Source organism: Micromonospora sp. SD12, assembly GCF_052068495.1.
GTDB classification, from domain to species: domain Bacteria; phylum Actinomycetota; class Actinomycetes; order Mycobacteriales; family Micromonosporaceae; genus Micromonospora; species Micromonospora echinofusca.
Map to the genome: position 1 here is coordinate 14,428 of NZ_JBQHDF010000019.1, position 18,432 is coordinate 32,859.

At 72.6% G+C, this 18,432-nt stretch carries 18 protein-coding genes; 8 read left to right on the forward strand and 10 right to left on the reverse strand.

Translation table 11 applies throughout. The annotated features are described in order from the left end of the window. Positions 1–87 precede the first annotated feature (87 nt). The 5 genes from ACTMS2_RS25200 to ACTMS2_RS25220 are packed head-to-tail and all read left to right on the forward strand — an operon-like array spanning position 88 to position 6,961. On the forward strand, positions 88–1,644 hold the full coding sequence (locus ACTMS2_RS25200; protein ID WP_441177614.1) for a sugar ABC transporter ATP-binding protein: 1,557 nt from the start codon (positions 88–90) through the stop codon (positions 1,642–1,644). Next, the gene (locus ACTMS2_RS25205; protein ID WP_441177615.1) at positions 1,641–2,708 is read left to right on the forward strand and encodes an ABC transporter permease; all 1,068 of its coding nucleotides are present in this window, start codon (positions 1,641–1,643) and stop codon (positions 2,706–2,708) included. The genes ACTMS2_RS25200 and ACTMS2_RS25205 overlap by 4 nt, the downstream gene beginning before the upstream one ends. Positions 2,709–2,734: 26 nt before the next feature. After that, complete coding sequence (locus ACTMS2_RS25210; RefSeq protein ID WP_441177616.1) at positions 2,735–3,736, forward strand: substrate-binding domain-containing protein; 1,002 nt, start codon at positions 2,735–2,737, stop codon at positions 3,734–3,736. Between the two features lie 52 nt (positions 3,737–3,788). Continuing rightward, on the forward strand, positions 3,789–5,330 hold the full coding sequence (locus ACTMS2_RS25215) for an FGGY-family carbohydrate kinase (RefSeq protein WP_441177617.1): 1,542 nt from the start codon (positions 3,789–3,791) through the stop codon (positions 5,328–5,330). Continuing rightward, positions 5,327–6,961, forward strand: a complete 1,635-nt coding sequence (locus tag ACTMS2_RS25220; protein WP_441177618.1) for a fucose isomerase — start codon at positions 5,327–5,329, stop codon at positions 6,959–6,961. The genes ACTMS2_RS25215 and ACTMS2_RS25220 overlap by 4 nt, the downstream gene beginning before the upstream one ends. 24 nt (positions 6,962–6,985) lie before the next feature. Here ACTMS2_RS25220 and ACTMS2_RS25225 read toward each other — a convergent pair whose 3' ends face one another. Then, complete coding sequence (locus tag ACTMS2_RS25225; RefSeq protein ID WP_441177620.1) at positions 6,986–8,041, reverse strand: LacI family DNA-binding transcriptional regulator; 1,056 nt, start codon at positions 8,039–8,041, stop codon at positions 6,986–6,988. A gap of 305 nt (positions 8,042–8,346) precedes the next feature. Between ACTMS2_RS25225 and ACTMS2_RS25230 the strand changes: the two genes are divergently transcribed. Next, entirely contained in the window at positions 8,347–8,655 is a 309-nt protein-coding gene (locus ACTMS2_RS25230; RefSeq protein ID WP_441177621.1) for a hypothetical protein, read from the forward strand. Here ACTMS2_RS25230 and ACTMS2_RS25235 read toward each other — a convergent pair. The 8 genes from ACTMS2_RS25235 to ACTMS2_RS25270 all read right to left on the reverse strand — a co-directional run bounded on the left by ACTMS2_RS25235 (position 8,642) and on the right by ACTMS2_RS25270 (position 15,668). Further along, positions 8,642–9,913, reverse strand: coding sequence for a glycoside hydrolase domain-containing protein (locus ACTMS2_RS25235; protein ID WP_441177622.1), 1,272 nt, complete (start codon positions 9,911–9,913; stop codon positions 8,642–8,644). The genes ACTMS2_RS25230 and ACTMS2_RS25235 overlap by 14 nt on opposite strands. 102 nt (positions 9,914–10,015) lie before the next feature. Beyond that, positions 10,016–11,476, reverse strand: coding sequence for an SDR family NAD(P)-dependent oxidoreductase (locus tag ACTMS2_RS25240; RefSeq protein WP_441177623.1), 1,461 nt, complete (start codon positions 11,474–11,476; stop codon positions 10,016–10,018). Positions 11,477–11,615: 139 nt separating this feature from the next. Continuing rightward, positions 11,616–12,659: a fatty acid desaturase family protein gene (locus ACTMS2_RS25245; RefSeq protein WP_441177624.1), complete on the reverse strand. Its 1,044-nt coding sequence runs from the start codon at positions 12,657–12,659 to the stop codon at positions 11,616–11,618. Then, on the reverse strand, positions 12,656–13,039 hold the full coding sequence (locus ACTMS2_RS25250; protein ID WP_441177625.1) for a DUF3618 domain-containing protein: 384 nt from the start codon (positions 13,037–13,039) through the stop codon (positions 12,656–12,658). Before ACTMS2_RS25250 ends, ACTMS2_RS25245 begins: the two co-directional genes overlap by 4 nt. Beyond that, on the reverse strand, positions 13,036–13,476 hold the full coding sequence (locus ACTMS2_RS25255; protein ID WP_441177626.1) for a phage holin family protein: 441 nt from the start codon (positions 13,474–13,476) through the stop codon (positions 13,036–13,038). The genes ACTMS2_RS25250 and ACTMS2_RS25255 overlap by 4 nt, the downstream gene beginning before the upstream one ends. Positions 13,477–13,605: 129 nt before the next feature. Next, complete coding sequence (locus ACTMS2_RS25260) at positions 13,606–13,821, reverse strand: hypothetical protein (protein ID WP_441177627.1); 216 nt, start codon at positions 13,819–13,821, stop codon at positions 13,606–13,608. Between the two features lie 169 nt (positions 13,822–13,990). Further along, on the reverse strand, positions 13,991–14,824 hold the full coding sequence (locus tag ACTMS2_RS25265) for a SigB/SigF/SigG family RNA polymerase sigma factor (protein ID WP_441177628.1): 834 nt from the start codon (positions 14,822–14,824) through the stop codon (positions 13,991–13,993). Between the two features lie 115 nt (positions 14,825–14,939). Further along, positions 14,940–15,668, reverse strand: coding sequence for a GAF and ANTAR domain-containing protein (locus ACTMS2_RS25270; protein ID WP_441177629.1), 729 nt, complete (start codon positions 15,666–15,668; stop codon positions 14,940–14,942). Between the two features lie 206 nt (positions 15,669–15,874). On the opposite strand from ACTMS2_RS25270, the gene ACTMS2_RS25275 reads away from it, so the two are divergent. Then, on the forward strand, positions 15,875–16,387 hold the full coding sequence (locus ACTMS2_RS25275) for a LapA family protein (protein WP_441177630.1): 513 nt from the start codon (positions 15,875–15,877) through the stop codon (positions 16,385–16,387). A gap of 93 nt (positions 16,388–16,480) precedes the next feature. On the opposite strand, the gene ACTMS2_RS25280 is transcribed toward ACTMS2_RS25275, so the two are convergent. Then, positions 16,481–16,897 (reverse strand): hypothetical protein, encoded by a 417-nt coding sequence (locus ACTMS2_RS25280; protein ID WP_441177631.1) that lies wholly within the window; start codon positions 16,895–16,897, stop codon positions 16,481–16,483. Between the two features lie 421 nt (positions 16,898–17,318). Between ACTMS2_RS25280 and ACTMS2_RS25285 the strand changes: the two genes are divergently transcribed. Then, positions 17,319–18,422, forward strand: a complete 1,104-nt coding sequence (locus ACTMS2_RS25285; protein ID WP_441177632.1) for an ice-binding family protein — start codon at positions 17,319–17,321, stop codon at positions 18,420–18,422. The last annotated feature ends 10 nt before the right edge of the window (positions 18,423–18,432 follow it).

An 18,432-nucleotide genomic window follows, 5' to 3' on the forward strand; every position in this document is an offset into this window, starting at 1 on the left:
CAGCCCGGCCCGTACCGGGGCGTTGACACGACTTCGACGCTCCTCTATGTTGCCAGAAATCGATTTCCGATCTCTCCGGAGGCCCGCATGAGCGACCAGGTCGTCGTCGCCATGTCCGGCATCGCGAAGCGCTTCGGCGGCGTGCGCGCCCTGCGCGGCGTGGACCTCGTCCTGCGGGCCGGCGAGGTGCACGCCCTGCTGGGGGAGAACGGGGCCGGCAAGTCGACCCTGATCAACATCCTGTCCGGCGTCGTCACCGACCACGACGGGCAGATCTCGGTCGGCGGCGAGCCCGTACGCTTCGCCGGTCCGGCCGCCGCCCAGGCCGCCGGCATCGCCACCATCCACCAGGAACTCGACCTCGTGCCGGCGCTCTCCGTCGCCGAGAACCTCGTGCTCGGCCGGGAGCCGCGCACCCGGCTGCGGACGCTCGACCGGCGCGCCATGACCCGCACCGCCCGCGACTGGCTGGGCCCCCTCGGCGCGCAGATCGACCCACGCCGGCCCGTCGGTTCGCTGCGCGTCGGCGAGCAGCAGCTCGTCGAGATCGCCAAGGCGCTCTCCCTCGACGCCCGCGTGCTCATCATGGACGAGCCGACCGCCGCGCTCGCCGACGCCGAGGTGCGGCGGCTGATGTCCACCATCCGGGCGCTGCGCGAGCGCGGCGTGGCCGTCGTCTACATCTCGCACCGGCTCGAGGAGATCGAGCAGATCGCCGACCGGGCCACCGTCCTGCGCAACGGCGAGGTGGCCGGCACGCTGCGCCCCACGCGCGCCGACCGGCAGCGGATCATCACGCTGATGGTGGGCCGTCCGGCGGAGGCGCTGTTCAGCGAGGGATCCACCGGGCCCGCGCGCCCCGCGGGGGACCCGGTGCTGGAGATCGACGACCTGACCGTACGGCCCCGGGGCACCCGCCCCGGGCGCTGCGAGCCCGCCGGCGTCAGCCTGAGCGTCCGCGCCGGGGAGATCGTCGGCCTGGCCGGCCTGATGGGGGCGGGCCGCACCGAGCTGCTGGAGACCCTGTACGGCGCCGGCCCGCCCGGCCGCCGCAGCGGCCAGGTCCGGTTGGCCGGCCGCCCGTACGCCCCGCGCGGCCCCCGCGCGGCCCTGCGCGCCGGCGTCGGCTTCGTGCCGGAGGACCGCCGCCGCTCCGCCCTGGTCCTCGAGCACCCCGTGGGTCGCAGCATCGTGCTGGCCGCCCTGAGCCGGCTCACCACCGCCGGATTCGTCCGCGGCGGGCGCGAGCGCGACGCGGTACGCCAGCAGGTCGCCGCCCTGGCGATCAGGACGTCGTCGGCCGCCGCGCCGGTCGGCTCCCTCTCCGGCGGCAACCAGCAGAAGGTCGTCTTCGCCCGGCACCTGCTCACCCATCCCCGCCTGCTGCTGCTCGACGAGCCGACCCGGGGCGTCGACGTCGGCGCCAAGGCGGAGATCTACCGGCTGCTGCGCCGGCTCGCCGACGACGGCATGGGCATCCTGCTCGCCTCGTCGGAGCTGCCCGAGCTGACCGGCGTCTGCGACCGGATCGTGGTCCTGCGGCGCGGGCGGGCCGTCGCCGAACTGCCGGCCGACGGGTGCACCGGCGAGGACATCCTGACCGCGGCGATGGGCGGCACGTCCGCCGGAGGAGACGACCGATGACCCACCTGCGCGCACCGGAGAAGGGGTCCGGCACGCCGGTGCCGGGCGGCGGCGGCGACCGGTGGTGGCACCGCCCCGGCGGCCGGGGCGAGCTCGTCGAGCGGCTCTTCGCCGTGCAGAGCCTCTTCGCGCTGCTGGTGGTGTTCGTGCTGGCCATCGCCGTCTCGCCCCGCCGCGACGGCGAGATCCTGTTCCTGTCCACCGAGAACCTCGGCAACATCGTCCGCGCGGTCTCCGAGATCGGGATCATCGCGGTCGGCATGACGTTCGTCGTGCTGCTCGGCGGCATCGACCTCTCCGTCGGCGCCATCCTCGGCCTGTCCGCCGTCGGCACCGCGACGCTGATGGTCGACTCGGGGCTCGGCATCCTTCCGGCGGTCACCGTCGTCCTGCTGATCGGCGCCCTCTTCGGCGCGTTGCAGGGCTACGCGACGGCCCGGCTCGGCATCCAGTCGTTCATCGTCACCCTCGCCGGACTCCAGGTCGCGCGTGGCCTCGCCCGGATCTGGTCGGGCGGGCTCGGCATCCCGATCGCGTACGGCGACGGCCCGCAGGAGGCGCCCCCGGCGTTCGAGATCCTCAACGGCACCATCAACGGCGTGGTGCCCGTCCCCGCGGTGCTGTTCATCGGCATCGGCGTGGCCGCGATCGTCGTGCTGCGCAAGACCGCGTTCGCCCGCCACGTCTACGCCATCGGCGGCAACGAGAAGGCCGCCCGCCTCTCCGGCGTGCCCGTGCTGCGCGTCAAGGTCGCGGTCTTCGCCATCGCGGGCCTGCTCGCCGCCGTCGCCGGCATCGTCCACGCCGGACAGCTCAACCAGGGCAGCCCCAACGACGGCGCCGGTTACGAACTCGACGCCATCGCCGCCGTGGTCATCGGCGGCACCAGCCTCGCCGGGGGCACCGGCTCGATGGGCGGCACGCTCGCCGGGGCGCTGCTGCTCGGCATCCTCAACAACATCCTCGCGCTCAACAACATCGACGCCAACGTGCAGCTACTGATCAAGGGACTGGTGATCGTGGCCGCCGCCGGGCTGCAGAAGCTCCGCCGCAGCATCGTCTGAACCGCCACCGAACAAGGAGCGTCATCATGCGCACCCGTACCGTCCTTCTCGCCCTGCTGTGCACCGGCGCGCTCGCCGCCTCCAGCGCGTGCAGCGTGGAGAAGCCGTCCGACGGCCGCGACGCCGCCGCCAGGAACTGCGGCACCGGCAAGGACTTCCTGATCGGCATGTCGCAGGCCAACAACGCCGAGCCCTACCGGCAGGTCATGAACAACGACGTGCAGACGGCGGCGAAGTCCGTCCCCGGGTTCAGCGTGGTGGTCTCCGACGCCGCGCAGGACAACAGCAAACAGGTCGCCGACGTGGAGAACTTCCTCACCCAGAAGATCGACCTGCTGATCATCTCGCCGAACGAGGCCAAGCCGCTGACCGCCGTGGTGCGCAAGGCGTACGACCGGGGGGTCCCGGTGATCGTGCTCGACCGCAAGGTGGAGGGTGAGGCGTACACGGCCTTCGTCGGCGGGGACAACGTCGCGATCGGCAGGGCCGCCGGCGAGTTCTACGCCACGACGCTGCTGCCCGACGGCGGCAAGGTCATCGAGATCGCCGGGCTGCCCGGCTCCACGCCGGCGGCCGAACGCGCCCAGGGCTTCCGGGAGGGCATCGCGGCCAACCCGAAGATCGAGGTCGTCGCCTCCCAGCCGGGGGACTGGCTGCGCGAGAAGGGCCAGTCGGTGGCCGACGCGCTGCTCAAGGCCCACCCCGATGCCGCCGCCGTCTACGCCCACAACGACCCGATGGCCGAGGGCGCGTACCTGGCCGCGAAGGCGGCCGGGCTGCACACGAAGGTGAAGTTCACCGGCATCGACGCCCTACCGGTGCCGTCGGGCGGCATCAAGGCCGTCGAGCAGGGCCGGCTCGCGGCGACCTTCCAGTACGCCACGGGTGGCCGGGAGGCCGTCGACCTGGCCCGCAGGATCCTCGTCGACTGCGCCGGGGACGTCCCGCGTATCACGACCCTCGACACGATGCGCGTCACGAAGGAGAACGCGACCGAGACGTACGCGAAGCTCGGCGGCGTCGCCTGAGCACCGACCCGTCACGGCCCGACGGCCGCGACCCGCACCTGAAGATCGGGGGATGGCTGGCATGACGGTGGCCGCGGTGCTCGGCGTCGACATCGGCACGTCCAGCAGCAAGGGCGTCCTGGTGGACCTGTCCGGGCGCGTGCTGCGCTCCCGCGTCCGGGAGCACCGGGTGGACCGGCCGCGACCCGGCTGGGTGGAGATGGACGGCCGCATCTGGTGGGACGAGTTCGTCGCCCTCACCCGTGAGCTGCTCGCCCCCGGCGACGCCCACGTGGTGTCGGTCGGGGTCAGCGGGATGGGGCCGTGCGTGCTGCTCACCGACGCCGCCGGCACGCCCCTGCGCCCGGCCGTCCTCTACGGCGTCGACACCCGGTCCACGCCGCAGATCGCCCGGCTGACCGAGCGCTTCGGCGCGGACGAGATCCTCCGCCGGTGCGGCTCGACGCTGTCGACCCAGGCGGCGGGGGCGAAGGTCGCCTGGGTCGCCGACGCCGAGCCGGAGCTCTTCGCCCGGGCCCGGCGGCTGTTCATGCCGAGTTCCTGGCTGGTGCACCAGCTGACCGGTGGCTACCTGCTCGACCAGCACTCGGCCAGCCAGTGCACGCCGCTGTACGACAGCGCGGCGCAGACCTGGTACCGCCCCTGGGCCGACGAGATCGCCCCGGGGCTGGAGCTGCCCGAGCTGCGGTGGCCCGGCGACGTGGCGGGGACGGTCACCGCCGGGGCCGCCGCGACCACCGGGCTGGCGCCGGGCACCCCGGTCGTGACCGGAACGATCGACGCCTGGTCGGAGGCGGTCAGCGTGGGCGCCCAGGGCGTCGGCGACCTGATGCTCATGTACGGCACCACGATGTTCCTCGTGCACACGGTGCCGCACGGGCTCACCAGCCCGTCGCTGTGGGGCACCGTCGGCGCGCTGCCGGGCACCCGCAACCTGGCCGGCGGCATGGCGACCTCCGGGGCGATCACCGGATGGCTGCGGGAGCTGTTCGACGCCGCCGACTACCCCGAGCTGCTCCGCCTGGCCGAGCGGTCCGGGCCGGGCGCGCGGGGGCTGCTCATGCTGCCGTACTTCGCCGGGGAGCGGACCCCCATCCTCGACCCCGACGCCCGTGGCGTGATCGCCGGCCTGACGCTCTCGCACGGGCGCGGCGACATCTACCGCGCGGCGCTGGAGGCGACCGGGCTGGCGGTGCGCCACAACATCGAGACCATCGAGGCGGCCGGCGGCGACATCCGGCGCGTCGTGGCGGTGGGCGGCGGCACCCGGGGCGAGCTCTGGACGCAGATCGTCTCGGACGTCACCGGCCGGGCGCAGCACGTCCCGTCGATCACCATCGGCGCCAGCTACGGCGCCGCGTACCTCGCCGCCGGGGCGGTGCAGCCGGTCGACATCCACCGCTGGAACCCGATCCGGGAGGTCCGCGAGCCGCGCGCCGCGCTCGCCGCCGACTACGACGAGCTGTACGGGCTGTACCGGCAGCTGTACGCCGGCTCGAAGTCCGTGGCCCACGCGTTGGCGGCCCGCCAGGCGCGCCTCGCGACCCCGCCCCAGCCAGGAACCGACGAGCCGATGGAGGAAGTCAACCCGTGAGCAACTACACCATTCCGGTGCTGGTCGAGCCGCCGGCCGCCGTCCCCCGGACGGTCTACACGGTCGCCAGCGGCGACCTGCGGCCCGCCGCGAACGTCACCGGTTGGCCGACCCAGCAACGCCTCGAGTCGGACCTCGCGGCCGCGGTCACCGCCCTGGGCTGGCAGACCCGGCGGACCCACCCGGTCGACGACCGCGCCGGTCACGGCTTCATCGACAGCCAGCGCGCCGGCATCGAGGTCTTCCAGCAGATCCCCCTCGACGCCCCGCTCGTCGTCGTGGAGGCGGTGTGGCAGTACAGCCACCACGTGCTGGCCGGGCTGCGCGCCCACCGGGGCCCGATCCTGCTCGTGGCGAACTGGAGCGGCGAGTTTCCGGGCCTGGTGGGCCTGCTGAACCTCGCCGGCAGCCTCACCAAGGCGGGCGTGCGGTACTCGGCGTTGTGGAGCGAGGACTTCACCGACGAGTGGGCCCGCAACGGGCTGAAGGCCTGGCTGGAGACCGGCGAGGTGGTCCACGACGAGAGCCACGTTCGGGATCTGCCGCCGCTGCCGTCCGACCCCGAGGTCGCGCTCGGCGTGGCGCTGGCCCGGCAGCTCCGGCGCCGGCCGGCCGTCATCGGCGTCTTCGACGAGGGCTGCATGGGCATGTACAACGCGATCATCGACGACGAGCTGCTCAACCCGCTCGGCGTCTACAAGGAGCGGCTGTCGCAGAGCGCGCTGGTGGCGGAGATGTCGGGGGTGTCCGACGAGGAGGCGCACGCGGTGCGGGCGTGGCTCGACGCGGCCGGCATGACCTTCCACACCGGCACGGACGAGGCCACCGAACTGACCGACGCCCAACTGCACAGCCAGTTCAAGATGTACGTCGCCGCGCTGCGCATCGCTGACGACTTCGGCCTGGACGCGGTCGGCATCCAGTACCAGCAGGGGCTCAAGGACACGGTGCCGGCGAGCGACCTGGCCGAGGGGCTGCTCAACGACGTGTCCCGGCCGCCGGTGAGAAGCCGGGACGGCTCGCGCGAGCTGTACGCGGGACGGGCCCTGCCGCACTTCAACGAGGTCGACGAGGGCGTCGCGGTGGATTCGCTGGTCACGAACCGGATCTGGACCGCGATGGGGATGGACCCGGCCACCACCCTGCACGACATCCGCTGGGGCGAGTCGTACGGGCCGGACTTCGTCTGGGTGTTCGAGATCTCCGGCTCGGTGCCCGCCTCGCACAACGGCGGCTACGACCGGTCGTACAGCATGCGGCAGCCGCCGATGTACTTCCCGCTGGGCGGCGGCACCCTGAGCGGTGTCTCCCGACCGGGCGAGATCGTCTGGTCGCGGATCTTCATCATGGACGGCGTGCTGCACGCCGACCTGGGCCGGGGCACCGTGGTGGAGCTGCCGGCCGCCGAGACGCAGCGTCGGCTGCGGGCCACCACCCCGCAGTGGCCGATCATGCACGCCGTCCTGCACGGCGTGGGCCGCGACCAGCTGATGGCCCGGCACAGGGCCAACCACGTCAACGTGGTCTACGCCGATGACGCCGACGCCGCCGACCGCGCCCTGCGGGTCAAGGCCGCGATGCTCGACGCGCTCGGGGTGCGGGTGCACCTGTGCGGCGACGTGTCGCTGTGATCCCGGGCGCGCTGCGGCGCGGGTTCAGCGGGCCTGGGCGGGCAGCCCGCCCCGCCCGGCGGTGGGCTGCCCGCCCGGCCCACCCGGCGAGCGGACCGAGCTTTCGCGTATCCGCAGGGTGGTCCGCAGGGTGACGGTCGAGGAGGCCTTCGCGGGGTTGGCGATCCGCTCGGTGAGCAGCGACGCCGCGGCCCGCCCCAGGTCGTACGTGGGCTGTGCGACCGTGCTCAGCGAGGGGCGCACCAGGTGGGCCCAGGGGATGTCGTCGAACCCCACCACGCCGCACCGGGCGGGCACGGTGACACCCCTGTCGACCAGGCACTCCATCGCGCCCACGGTCATCAGGTTGTTGGTGACGAAGACCGCGTCCGGCGGCTCGGCCGCGCCCAGCAGGGACGCCATGGCCCGGTAACCGCCGTCCTCGCGGAAGTCGGCGTGGCGGACCATGTCCTCCGGCACGCTCCGGCCGGCCGCGCGCAGGGCCTGCTGGTAGCCGCGCAGCCGCTGCACCGCGGTGGAGATCCGGCGCGGTCCCGTGATGCAGGCGATCCGGCGGTAGCCGCCGTCGACCAGGTGGGCGGTGGCCGTCTCGGCGCCGTGGACGTTGTCGACGAGCACGGTGTCCACGGCCACCCCGTGGGGCTGCCGGTCGATGGCCACGACCGGCATCCCGGCCTCGGTGAGCCGGTTGATCAGGGCCGGTCGCCCCGACGGCGAGATGATCACCCCGGCCATGCGTTCGGCCAGGGCCGCCGTCACGTAGCGGGTCTCCTTGTCGGGATCCTCGTCGCCGTTGCAGAGCACCACGGAGAAGCCGGCCTCCTGCGCCACGTCCTCGATGCCGCGTACCAGCGAGGTGAAGAACGGGTTGCCGATGTCGGAGATGATGACCGCCCAGAGGCTGGTGCGCTGCCGGCGCAGGCTGCGGGCCACCGCGTTGGGTCGGTAGTCCAGGTCGAGCATCGCCTGGCGTACCCGCGCCGCCAGGTCCGGATCCACCGACGAGTGGCCGTTGAGCACCCTCGACACCGTCGACGCCGAGACCTCGGCCACCCGAGCCACGTCGTAGATGGTCGTCATGTGGCCGCCCCTGTCGGTGTCGTACGCTCGGTCCCGCGTCGGCCCCGGAGGCAGCCGTACGCGCGAGCGCCACCGTGCGTCGCGACCCGCCGTCCGAGAGTGTCCGCCTGAGATCCTATAGGGCAGGCAATCGATTTCTCCCCACCGTCCCAGCCCCGCCCGCCGACGGCGGATCCGGGCCCCGCCAGCGGCACCCCGCCGCACGCCGGGACGGTGGCGCGAGCCGTGCAGAGTGGGGATGCCCGCACCGGCGTGGACGTCCGGCAGCGGTCGGGAGCGCGCGGTGGTGTGGGGAGGAGCGGGGCGTGACGTCAGACGGGGCGAGTGATCTGTCGCGGGACACCGCCCGGACCATCGGGCTGGCGAGCCGGATCCTGCTGGCCTACTTCGACGACGACATGGCCCAGGTGGCGGTCCTGGTCAACCCCCGCCCGCAGGAGGCCGTCGAGGCGCTGATCGTCCTGGCCCAGTCGGCGATGGTGCAGGCCACCGGCGGGCCGGACGAGGCGATGACGAAGCTGCGCGAGTTCGCCGTACGGGCCGAGATCGAGCTGGGTGAGTGCTACCCGGACCGACGCGTCGACCCGGGTAGCACTCCGTTCAGGCGCGGGTGAGGCGTACGGCGTCGGCGACCACGTAGCCGCTGCCACTGGTCCAGCGGCTCACCCCGACCTTGTTGGCGTCGCCGGCCGCGAGGGTGAACACGCCGATCGACACCCACCGGCCGCCGTTGACGCGCTGGTCGACCGGCACCGTCCGGTTGCCCGAGGCGGTGGCGACGATGTACGGCGTCTGGCCGTTGTACCCGGGATCGGCCGGGTACCAGACCGAGATCTCGTACGTCCCCGTCTCCGGGATGTTCGCCCGGTACCAGGCGACGTCGCTGGCCGACGCCGGGTTCGCGAAGCGGTAGTCCGTGCCGAACCGGCTGCCGGAGTACGCCGACGTGCTCCAGTTGGTGCTCGCCGTGAACCGGCCGGACGTGGTGTTGTCGACGGTGGTGCTCCACTGCTGCGGGGGCGGCTGCTGGGACGTGCTGACGTCCAGGTAGTTGCGGTCGATCTTCATCGTCACGCCGCCCCAGGTCTCCGTCACGTCGCCGGCGTACTGGTGCAGCCGTTGGTGGTTGGCGTAGTACGCGTCGGAGCAGTAGGCGCCGGCGTCGGTGTCGGCCACGCCGTTCCACCAGGCGATCCAGATCTGGTCCAGCCTGGTGTAGCTCGCGTTGTCGTACTCCAGGCAGACGTCCCGGATCCCGGAGGATCCGCTGGAGTACATGCCGGCCAGGTAACCCCGGGTGTGCAACCGGTCGACCCAGCCGGACAGGAACGACAGCACCGCGGCGCGGCACGCCGTGGTGGTCGGGTAGTGCTCGATGTCGTTGTAGATGGTGCTGCCGGCGCCGATGCCCAGCGCCTGCGCGGCGTTGGCGGCGCTGTCGGCGGCGGTGCGGCCCTGCGAGCGCGCGGTGGCGGGGTCGGCGGACATCTTCGGCGCGCGGGTGCCGCAGGGCGCCTGGTAGCCGAGTTCGATGGGGATGAGCCGCCAACCGTTGGCGGTCTGGTTGCTGACCCAGGTCGCCGTCAGGTTGGGCTGCGCACAGGTGCGGCTGGCGCCGCTGATGTAGATGCCCACCGCGCGGTACGGCGAGCTGGCCCGCCAGGCGTTCATCGCCGACTGCGACGGGGCGGCGCAGGTGTCGAAGCCCTTACCGACGAAGGTGCCGGGCTGCGGACCGACGGCCGACACCGCCACGGACTGCGGCTGCGGCGGTGGGGCCGGCGTGGACTCCGCCGCGGCCGCCGATCCGAGCGCGGTGGTGAGCGCCGCCGTGGTGGCGAGGCTCATCAGCCAGGTGGTGGTCCTCTTCATCCGGTCTCCCTCGAAGAATTTTTACACGAGGATGAAATCAGTGAAGAACTTTTACACAGCTGATCGACGGTTGGCAATAGCTTCGATCGATGGACGTGCCGGTCACCAGGCGCAGGGCGCGTAGTCCTTCAGGAAGCAGCCGTACAGGTCCTCGCCCTGCTCGCCACGGACGATCGGGTCGTACACCCGGGCCGCGCCGTCGACCAGGTCCAGCGGGGCGTGGAAGCCGGCGTCCGCCAGCCGCATCTTCGTCGGGTGCGGACGCTCGTCGGTGATCCAGCCGGTGTCGACGCTGGTCATCAGGATGCCGTCGGTCAGCATCTCCTGGGCGCTGGTGCGGGTCAGCATGTTCAGCGCGGCCTTGGCCATGTTGGTGTGCGGGTGCCCCGGGCCCTTGTAGCCGCGGCCGAACTGGCCCTCCATGGCCGAGACGTTCACCACGTACTTGCGGCGGGCCGGTGCCGCGGCCATCGCCGCCCGCAGACGGCTGACCAGCACGAACGGGGCCGTCACGTTGCACAGCTGCACTTCCAGCAGCTCCACCGGGTCCACCTCCTGCACCCGCTGCACCCAGCTGTTGACCGGGTCGAGGTCCGGCACCAGGCCGCCGGCGTCGATGGCGGTGGCCGCCGCGATCCGTTCCGGCGAGGCGGAGCCACTGGTCAGCGCGAGCGCCGTGAGCGCGTGCGGGGTGAGCGGAGTCGACTGCGGCGCGGCGGTCAGGCTGCCCGCCGGGTCGCTCCCGCCGGCAGGCTTGGCGAACGTGACGATCTCCGGCAGGGGACCGTCCGGCAGGGCCGCGGCCTCCGCGGCGACGAGCTGAGCGTACGCCCCGGGGCTGCGCCGTACGGTCTGCGCCGCGTTGTTGATCAGGATGTCGAGCGGACCCTGGCTGCTGACCGAGTCGGCGAGCGCGATCACCTGGGCGGGGTCGCGCAGGTCGATTCCGACGACCCGCAGCCGGTGCAGCCACTCCGCGCTGTCGGGCATCGCCGCGAACCGGCGCACCGCGTCGTGCGGGAACCGGGTGGTGACCGTGGTGTGCGCGCCGTCGCGCAGCAGCCGCAGCGCGATGTACATGCCGATCTTCGCCCGGCCGCCGGTGAGCAGCGCCCGCCGGCCGGTCAGGTCGGTGCGGGCGTCGCGGCGCTCCCGGTTGAGCGCCGCGCAGGTCGGGCAGAGCTGGTGGTAGAAGGCGTCCACCTCGCGGTAGCGCTGCTTGCAGACGTAGCAGCCGCGCGGGTTGTGCAGGAAGCCGGCCGTGGTGCCCTCGGTGGGGGAGGCGAGCGGGATCCCCTGGGTCTCGTCGTCGATCCGGCCCGGGGCGCCGGTGGCGGTGGCCGCCGTCACCGCGCGGTCCGCCGCCGCGATCGCGTCGCGCCGCTCCTCGCGCCGGCGCTGCTTGATCACCTTGTAGAGCCTCGCCGTGGCCCGCTGCACGCGCACCACGTCGGGGTGATCGGGAGGAAGGTCCTCCAACGCCTCGAAGACGCTGAGACAGATCTCCAGTCGGCCCTGGTCGATGCCGTCTTGACCGGTTTCCGTAATTTTGTCCGCCGCCATGCCGTCGCTGTCTCGTCCCGTTTCCCGCGCCGGGTCTTCCCGGCCCACGCCAAGTCCGACCCGGAACTGTACGCACCACGCCGGCACCAGCGCATCCCGCGCCCGTCGACCGGCCCGGGAACCGCCTCCCGGCCGTGTCTCAGCGGGGGCCGACGTCGTCGGCCGGCCGACTCGATCCGACCTCGTGCAGGTGCCCCAGCACCTGGGCCCACGAACGCGTCAGGCTGGTCTCGTGGTAGGGGATGGCGTGGTCGGCGCAGAACTGGCGGACCAGTGGCCGGGCGCGCCGGAGGTTGGGTCGCGGCATGCTGGGGAAGAGGTGGTGCTCGATCTGGTAGTTCAGGCCGCCGAGCAGGGCGTCGATGAACCAGTTGCCGCGCACGTTGCGGGAGGTGAGCACCTGGCGTCGGAGGTAGTCGAGCCGGTCGTCGGCGGCGAGGATCGGCATGCCCTTGTGGTTGGGGGCGAAGGCGCTGCCGAGATAGAGCCCGAGCAGGCCCTGGTTGACGAGGACGAACGCGACGGCCTGCGCCGGGCTCAGCACGAGCAGCACGGCCCCGAGGTATCCGACGACGTGCAGGGCCAGCAGCGCGGCCTCCGCGGGGCGTCGCCTGAGCCGACCCGGGCCGACGACCGCCTTGACGCTGTTGGCGTGCAGGTGCAGGCCCTCCAGCAGCAGCAGCGGAAAGAACAGGTACGCCTGGTACCGGACCACGACCGCGCCCGCCCCGCGCTGCCCCCGCGCCTGCTCCCGGGTGAACGACAACGGCCGGACGACGATGTCCGGGTCGTGGCCCTCGGTGTTGGGGTGCGCGTGATGGCGGTTGTGCTTGTCGATCCACCAGCCGTAACTGAGGCCGATCAGGAGATTGCCGTGCACCAGGCCGACCAGGTCGTTGGCGCGGCGGGTACGGAAGATCTGGCGGTGACCGGCGTCGTGACCGATGAACCCGGCCTGCGCGAAGACCACCGCCAGGACGGCTGCGACGCCCAGTTGCCACCACGACTCACCGAGCCACCCGAACAGCGCCCACGTGCCGACGTAGCACCCGCCGAGGGCGCCGATGCGCAGCGCGTAGTAACGACGCCGACGATCGAGCAGGCCCGCGCGCCGGATCACGCGCGACAGCTCCGCGTACTGACTGCCACCGTGGCGTTGGGTGTCGAGGGTGGCGTCGCTCATGGTCGACGCTCGTACTGACGCATCGTCACGACGAGACCAACGGTGGTGGCTACGACCACGACCAGGAGGGGGTGTCGGCGGGCGGCCGATCCGATCCCGCCCAGCCGGTCGCGAAGCGCACGGGCTGCTCCGTCGAGCCCCGCGCCGTCGGTCTTCGGCCGGGCGGTCTGAACCGCCTTCGCCGCCCTGTCGCGCAGCACCTGAGCCGAGTCGGTCAGGCGCCGCCGGGCCCGGCCCCCGATCTCGAGGGCACTGTCCCGACCCCGGGCCCGCACGTTGGTCCTGGCCGCCAGAGCCTGCACGGTGGCACCGAGTTCGGCGCGGGTCGCCTCGATGTCCGCACGGGTGCGATCCGGGTCGCTGCTCGCGTTCGGGGTCATCGTCCTCGTCCCTCCCTGGCCGCCTGCCGCACCGACTCCGCGTCCGCGCGTACGCTGTGCAGCGTCGCCTCCGGCTTGACGGGCATCGTCTGCTTCACCTGCTTCTTTCCGAACAGCGCCAGCAACCCGGCCATCGCGAAGAGAGCCACCGCGACGACCAGCGCGGCCACCCACGCCGGCATGAACTCGGCGAGGACCAGGACGAGCGCGGCGACGAGCGTTCCCGTCCCGAACAGCGCCAATCCGCCGGCGCCGCCGACCATCGCGGCGCCGGAGCCGGCGTGTCTACCCTTGGCGGTCAACTCCGCCCGGGCCAGCGCCAGTTCCTCCCGTACCAGGCGGGTGATCTGGTCCGTCGCACGCTGTACGAGTTCGGCGACCGTGACGTCCTCGCGTGGCCCGTCGGCCGCCCGGGCGCCGCTGGGCGGGTCACTCATCCGCCGTCACCTCCACAGGCAGTTGGGCACGCGCCGGGGCGCGTTCGTCCAGGGCCGTCGGGCGGGCGCCGCCTGGTCACGCCGGGCCGGCGTGGTGCCTGCCTGGTCGTGGGGCGGCGCTCCCCGTCCTCACCGCGCTGCGGCTGCCGATGACGCAGTCTGCTTGTCCCGGCCGGCCGCGCCGCCGGAGACCGGCATCCCGACCGTGCTCGCGTCGGCGAACGCGCCGTCGCGCAGGGCGGGAAGATCGCCGCCCATCGTGTCGCCCACGGCGCGACGGCGCCGAGCCCGTACGACGGCTGCCGCCGCCACCACCGCTGCCAGGGACATCGCCGCCGCCTGCATCAGCGGGACCCTCCTGCTACGTCGACGCCTCATGCCGCACTACCCCTCTCGGTTGCGAATCCGACCTTGTTCTCATCGTGGAGACAGCGCAGGGGCAGTGGGTGGCGATTCGGCGCATTCGACCCGGTCGGGGCATTCGGGCCGGTGATACGCCGCGGGCCGGGGACGGTCAGCGCGGCATGCCGGCACGGAGCCGGGCAAGGGACTGCTTCAGCAGCCGTGACACGTGCATCTGCGACAGCCCGCATCGCTCGGCGATCAGCTTCTGGGTCAGCTGGCCGTGGAACCGCAGCGTGAGGATCCGACGCTCCCGCGGGGGAAGGTCTGCCAGGAGCGACCGCAGTACGAGGTGATCGTCCACCCGGGCGAAGGCGGGATCGACGGCACCGATGAGCGCGAGCGTCCCGAGGTCGTCGGTGTCGTGACGCGGCGCGTCGAGCGACATCAGCCGGTAGGCCTGCGCCGCGAGGGCGGTGGCCTGGATCTCCTCGACGCGCACCTCAAGGTGCTCGGCAAGTTCCGCGGCACTCGGGTGGTGGCCCCGCGACTGCGTCAACTCCGCCGTGCCGGCGCGCATCCTGCCGTTCAGCTCCTGGGCCCGGCGCGGTACCCGCATCGCCCACGTGGTGTCGCGGAAGTGCCGACGGAGGGCACCGAGAATGCTCGGGACCGCGTAGCCGGAGAAGGGCACACCTCGCTCGACGTCGAACCCGTCGACCGCTCTGACCAGGGCCAGCGCCGCAACCTGCGCCAGGTCGTCGTACGGCTCGCCGCGTCCGGCGTACCGGCGGGCCAGCCGGTCGGCCATCGGCAGGCCGTTCTCGATGATCCGGACACGGAGCCTCGCGCGACCGGGATCGTCGCAGTCCAACGCGGCGAGGTGGCGCAGCGACTGCTCGCGGCTGTCCGGCACGTCGAACAGTCGAGGACGGCGAACGGCCGGGGTGGAGTCGAGCATCGTTGGACGCCCCTTCGGGTAGGTGGCGGCGATCTCGGCGGCCACCGGGGACCCGGGCGACAGCCTCACCGTACGCGCTGTCAGGGGTCCGTGCACCACGGGACGGAGCCCTGGCGGAACCCGGCGAGGAAGAGGACGCCGCCGGCGGCTGAGCCGATGCTCAGGTGGGCCGCCGAGCCGGCTGCACCGGTGGGAGCTGCTCGGAACCGTCGACGATCGCCCGGGCCAGATCGGACAGTGGCCGGTTGCGGCTGCGGGCGCTGTCGCGCAACAACGAGAACGCCTCTCCCACATCCAGCCGGAGACGCTCGGCGAGGACGCCCTTGGCCTGTTCGATCAGGACGCGGCTGTGCAGCGCGGTCTGCAACTGCTCGGCGAGGATGTCGCGTCGATGGATGGCGCGCTGCTGGAGCAGCCCGATGGTGGCCACGTCGGCCAGGGCCTGTCCGAGGCGGAGCCTGCCGTCGTCGAGCGCGCCCGGTCGGATGTCGAAGAGGTTCAGCGTTCCGATCACCTCGGAGCGCAGGCGCATGGGCAGGGCGTGGACCGCGGCGAACCCCACCTCGGCCGCGGCAGCCGCGAACCGGGGCCACCGGCCGGCGGTGGACAGTTCGACCACCGACACGGGGCGGCCCGTACGGAAGCAGTCCACGCAGGGACCCTGATCGGTCTGCAACTGGAACAACTCCAGCAGTCGGGTGCGTTCGGAGGAGGCGGCCACCACCTGGAGGGTGTCCCGCTGGTCTGTCAACAGCAGACCGGCCGCCGAGACGCCCAGCAACTGGACGCATCGTTCGGTCAGGGAGTGCAGGAACTCCAGCACGTCGAAATCGTCGACGAGCGTGTCGGCCATTTCCACGAACACATCGGACAACCGGATCTCGGTCATGTCGCTCACCCTCGTCGTACGGCTGTCCGCCGGCTCCGATCGTGGTCCGCGCCGTCGCTTTTCGGCCCCGGCGGACGGACGATCCGGGCGGCGCCCACACCGTACTCGCGAACCGGCTCCCGCGCGCGGCCTCGGGGGTGCCGGCGGCCCGGGCGCGGCGGGCCGCCGGCACGACCGCCGGGGCATCGAGGCGCGTACGATGGCAGTTGCCGCTCGAGACCCTGGTGGCCGACTGGTCCGCCGCCGGCGGACGCCCCTCCACCGCCCATGCCTGCGGTGGCTCATCCGGCTTCCAGGCATGTCGACCGTTCCTCGGAAGGTGGCGGTTCGTGATGACCGCACCGCAGAACCATCCCCACCCGACTCCTCCGGTCAACGGAGACCCACGACCCGAATCCGCTGCCCGGCTGGTGAACCGGATGCCGAGGGTGCAGCGCTCGCGGATGGGCGGCCTGTGGGTCGCCAGCGTCCTGTTCGCGGTCGTGCTCCTGTTGCTCCTGATCTTCGTGCTGCAGAACGGTCAACGCGCCGAGGTGTCGTTCCTCGGCGCGCACGGGACGTTGCCCATCGGTGTCGCCCTGCTGTTGGCCGCGGTCTTCGGCGTCCTGCTCGTCGCCCTCCCGGGCACCGCGCGCATCATGCAACTCCGGCTGCGTCAACGTCGCGCGACCGGGCGCCCCGACGCGGGACCCCCGCCTGGTCCGCAATCCACCCGGTGACCCGTACGTCCGCGTCACGTCAGGCACCGGTCTCCAGAACCGGTGCCTGACGCTCCCTGATTCCGCCGTCTCCACCCCGCCGGTGGACGGGCATCAGGCCGACGCCAGGCCCGCCTCCGGGTCACCGTGCGGCGGCTCTCCTTCCAGGATGGCGGCCAACTCGCGGCGGACGAGACCGTCGTAGCCCGTGGCGACGCGGGGCGCCGGTCCGTTGATCTCACGGAGCCGGTCCGCCGTCCGGCGGACGACGATCGCGGTCACCCAGGCGAGGCCGTCGAGCTGGCGGGATCCTGGCAGTGGCGCGAGCCGCCACACCTCGACGAAGACCGCCCGGGTCACCGCGACCGCGGGCGCCGGGCCGCCGAGGCTCTCCCGGACCCGGGCGAAGACGGCCGGGGCGAGACGGCGGTAGAAGCGACCGAAGGCGGCCGGGTCCCGATCGGCGATCCGCTTGACGAGATCGTCGACGGACTCGGGACCCGGGACGACGTAGCGGGTTGGGACAGGCATCCGATACTCCCGGTGGTGTGCCTGCGGGGAAGGGGCACCACCAGGGGCCGGGGCGGCTGCTGCGTGCCTCAGCCTACGGCACGACCCTGCCGCCCGACGGATCGCGCCGCCACCGTTCTTGTCGGCTTCCAAGTCTGGTGCCGGTCCACGAAGCGCCGTTCTGAATGGAGTGGCGGCCGGCTGCGAGATCGGGCCCTCAGGAGAGGGCGCGTCCGGTCGACGTGAGGATCGTTCCGGGTCTGCCGCTCACCGGTCGGCCTGGCGCCCCGCCGGTCGATGTGCGGCGACGATTTCGGGAGTTATTGGAGCGTTGTGGCCATGAATGTGCAAAAGTCCGATCTACCTATATTTGCACTTGTGTGGCTCCCGGCCCGCTGTCCCGACAGTGCCGGCCGGAGACGCACCATGAGAGGGCCTCATCGTGACAGTCACCCGAATCCGTCATCTCCGGCGCGCGGCAATGCCGGCGCTCGCGGCCGTCGCCGCCGCCAGCGCGGCCGTCGCCGTGCTGATCGTCAGTGGCACCGGCGCCAGCGCCGCCGAGGCGCCGGTCGGCCTGGGCACAGCGGCGAACTTCTCCGTACTGGCCGGCTCCACCGTGACCAACACCGGTCCGAGCTTCCTGGCGCAGAGCCTCGGCGTCCACCCCGGCAACACCGCGCCCGGCTTCCCGCCCGGCGTCGTCGGCGGCGAGATCCACCTCGGCGACGCCGTCGCCCTGCAGGCCAAGGACGACCTGACCACCGCGTACAACGACGCCGCCGGTCGGACTCCCTTCACCAACCTGCCGGCGGAACTCGGCGGCGCCACGCTCACCCCGGGGGTGTACCGCATCGGCGCCGCGCAACTGACCGGCCAGCTGACGCTCAACAGCCAGGGTGACCCGGCGGCGGTGTTCATCTTCCAGATCGCCTCCACCCTCATCACCGCCTCCAACAGCAGCGTCGTGTTCATCAACGGCGCCTCGCCCTGCAACGTCTACTGGCAGGTGGGCAGCTCGGCGACGCTCGGCACCGGCACCCGGTTCATGGGCAACATCCTGGCCCAGACCTCGATCAGCATGAACACCGGCGCGACCCTGCAGGGCCGGGCCCTGGCCCGGACCGGCGCCGTCACCCTCGACACCAACACCATCAACGCCCCCGTCTGTCTCCAGCCGACAGGAAGCCCGACCACCACCCCCACGGGCACTCCGACGGGCCAGCCCACCGGCACTCCGACGGGCACGCCGACCGGTACCCCCACCGGCACTCCGACGGGCACGCCGACCGGTACCCCCACGGGCACCCCCACGGGCACGCCGACCGGTACCCCCACGGGCACGCCGACCGGTACCCCCACGGGCACGCCGACCGGACAGCCCACGGGTACCCCGACCGGGTTCCCGACCCCGAGCCGCACGCAGCTGCCGGTGACCGGTGGTAGCGGCGGTGGCGCGCTGGTCCCCGTGCTGACGGGCCTCGGCAGCCTCGCCGTCGCCACCGGCGCGAGCCTGCTCTTCCTCTACCGCCGCAGGACCTCCTAGGCCTGACGGG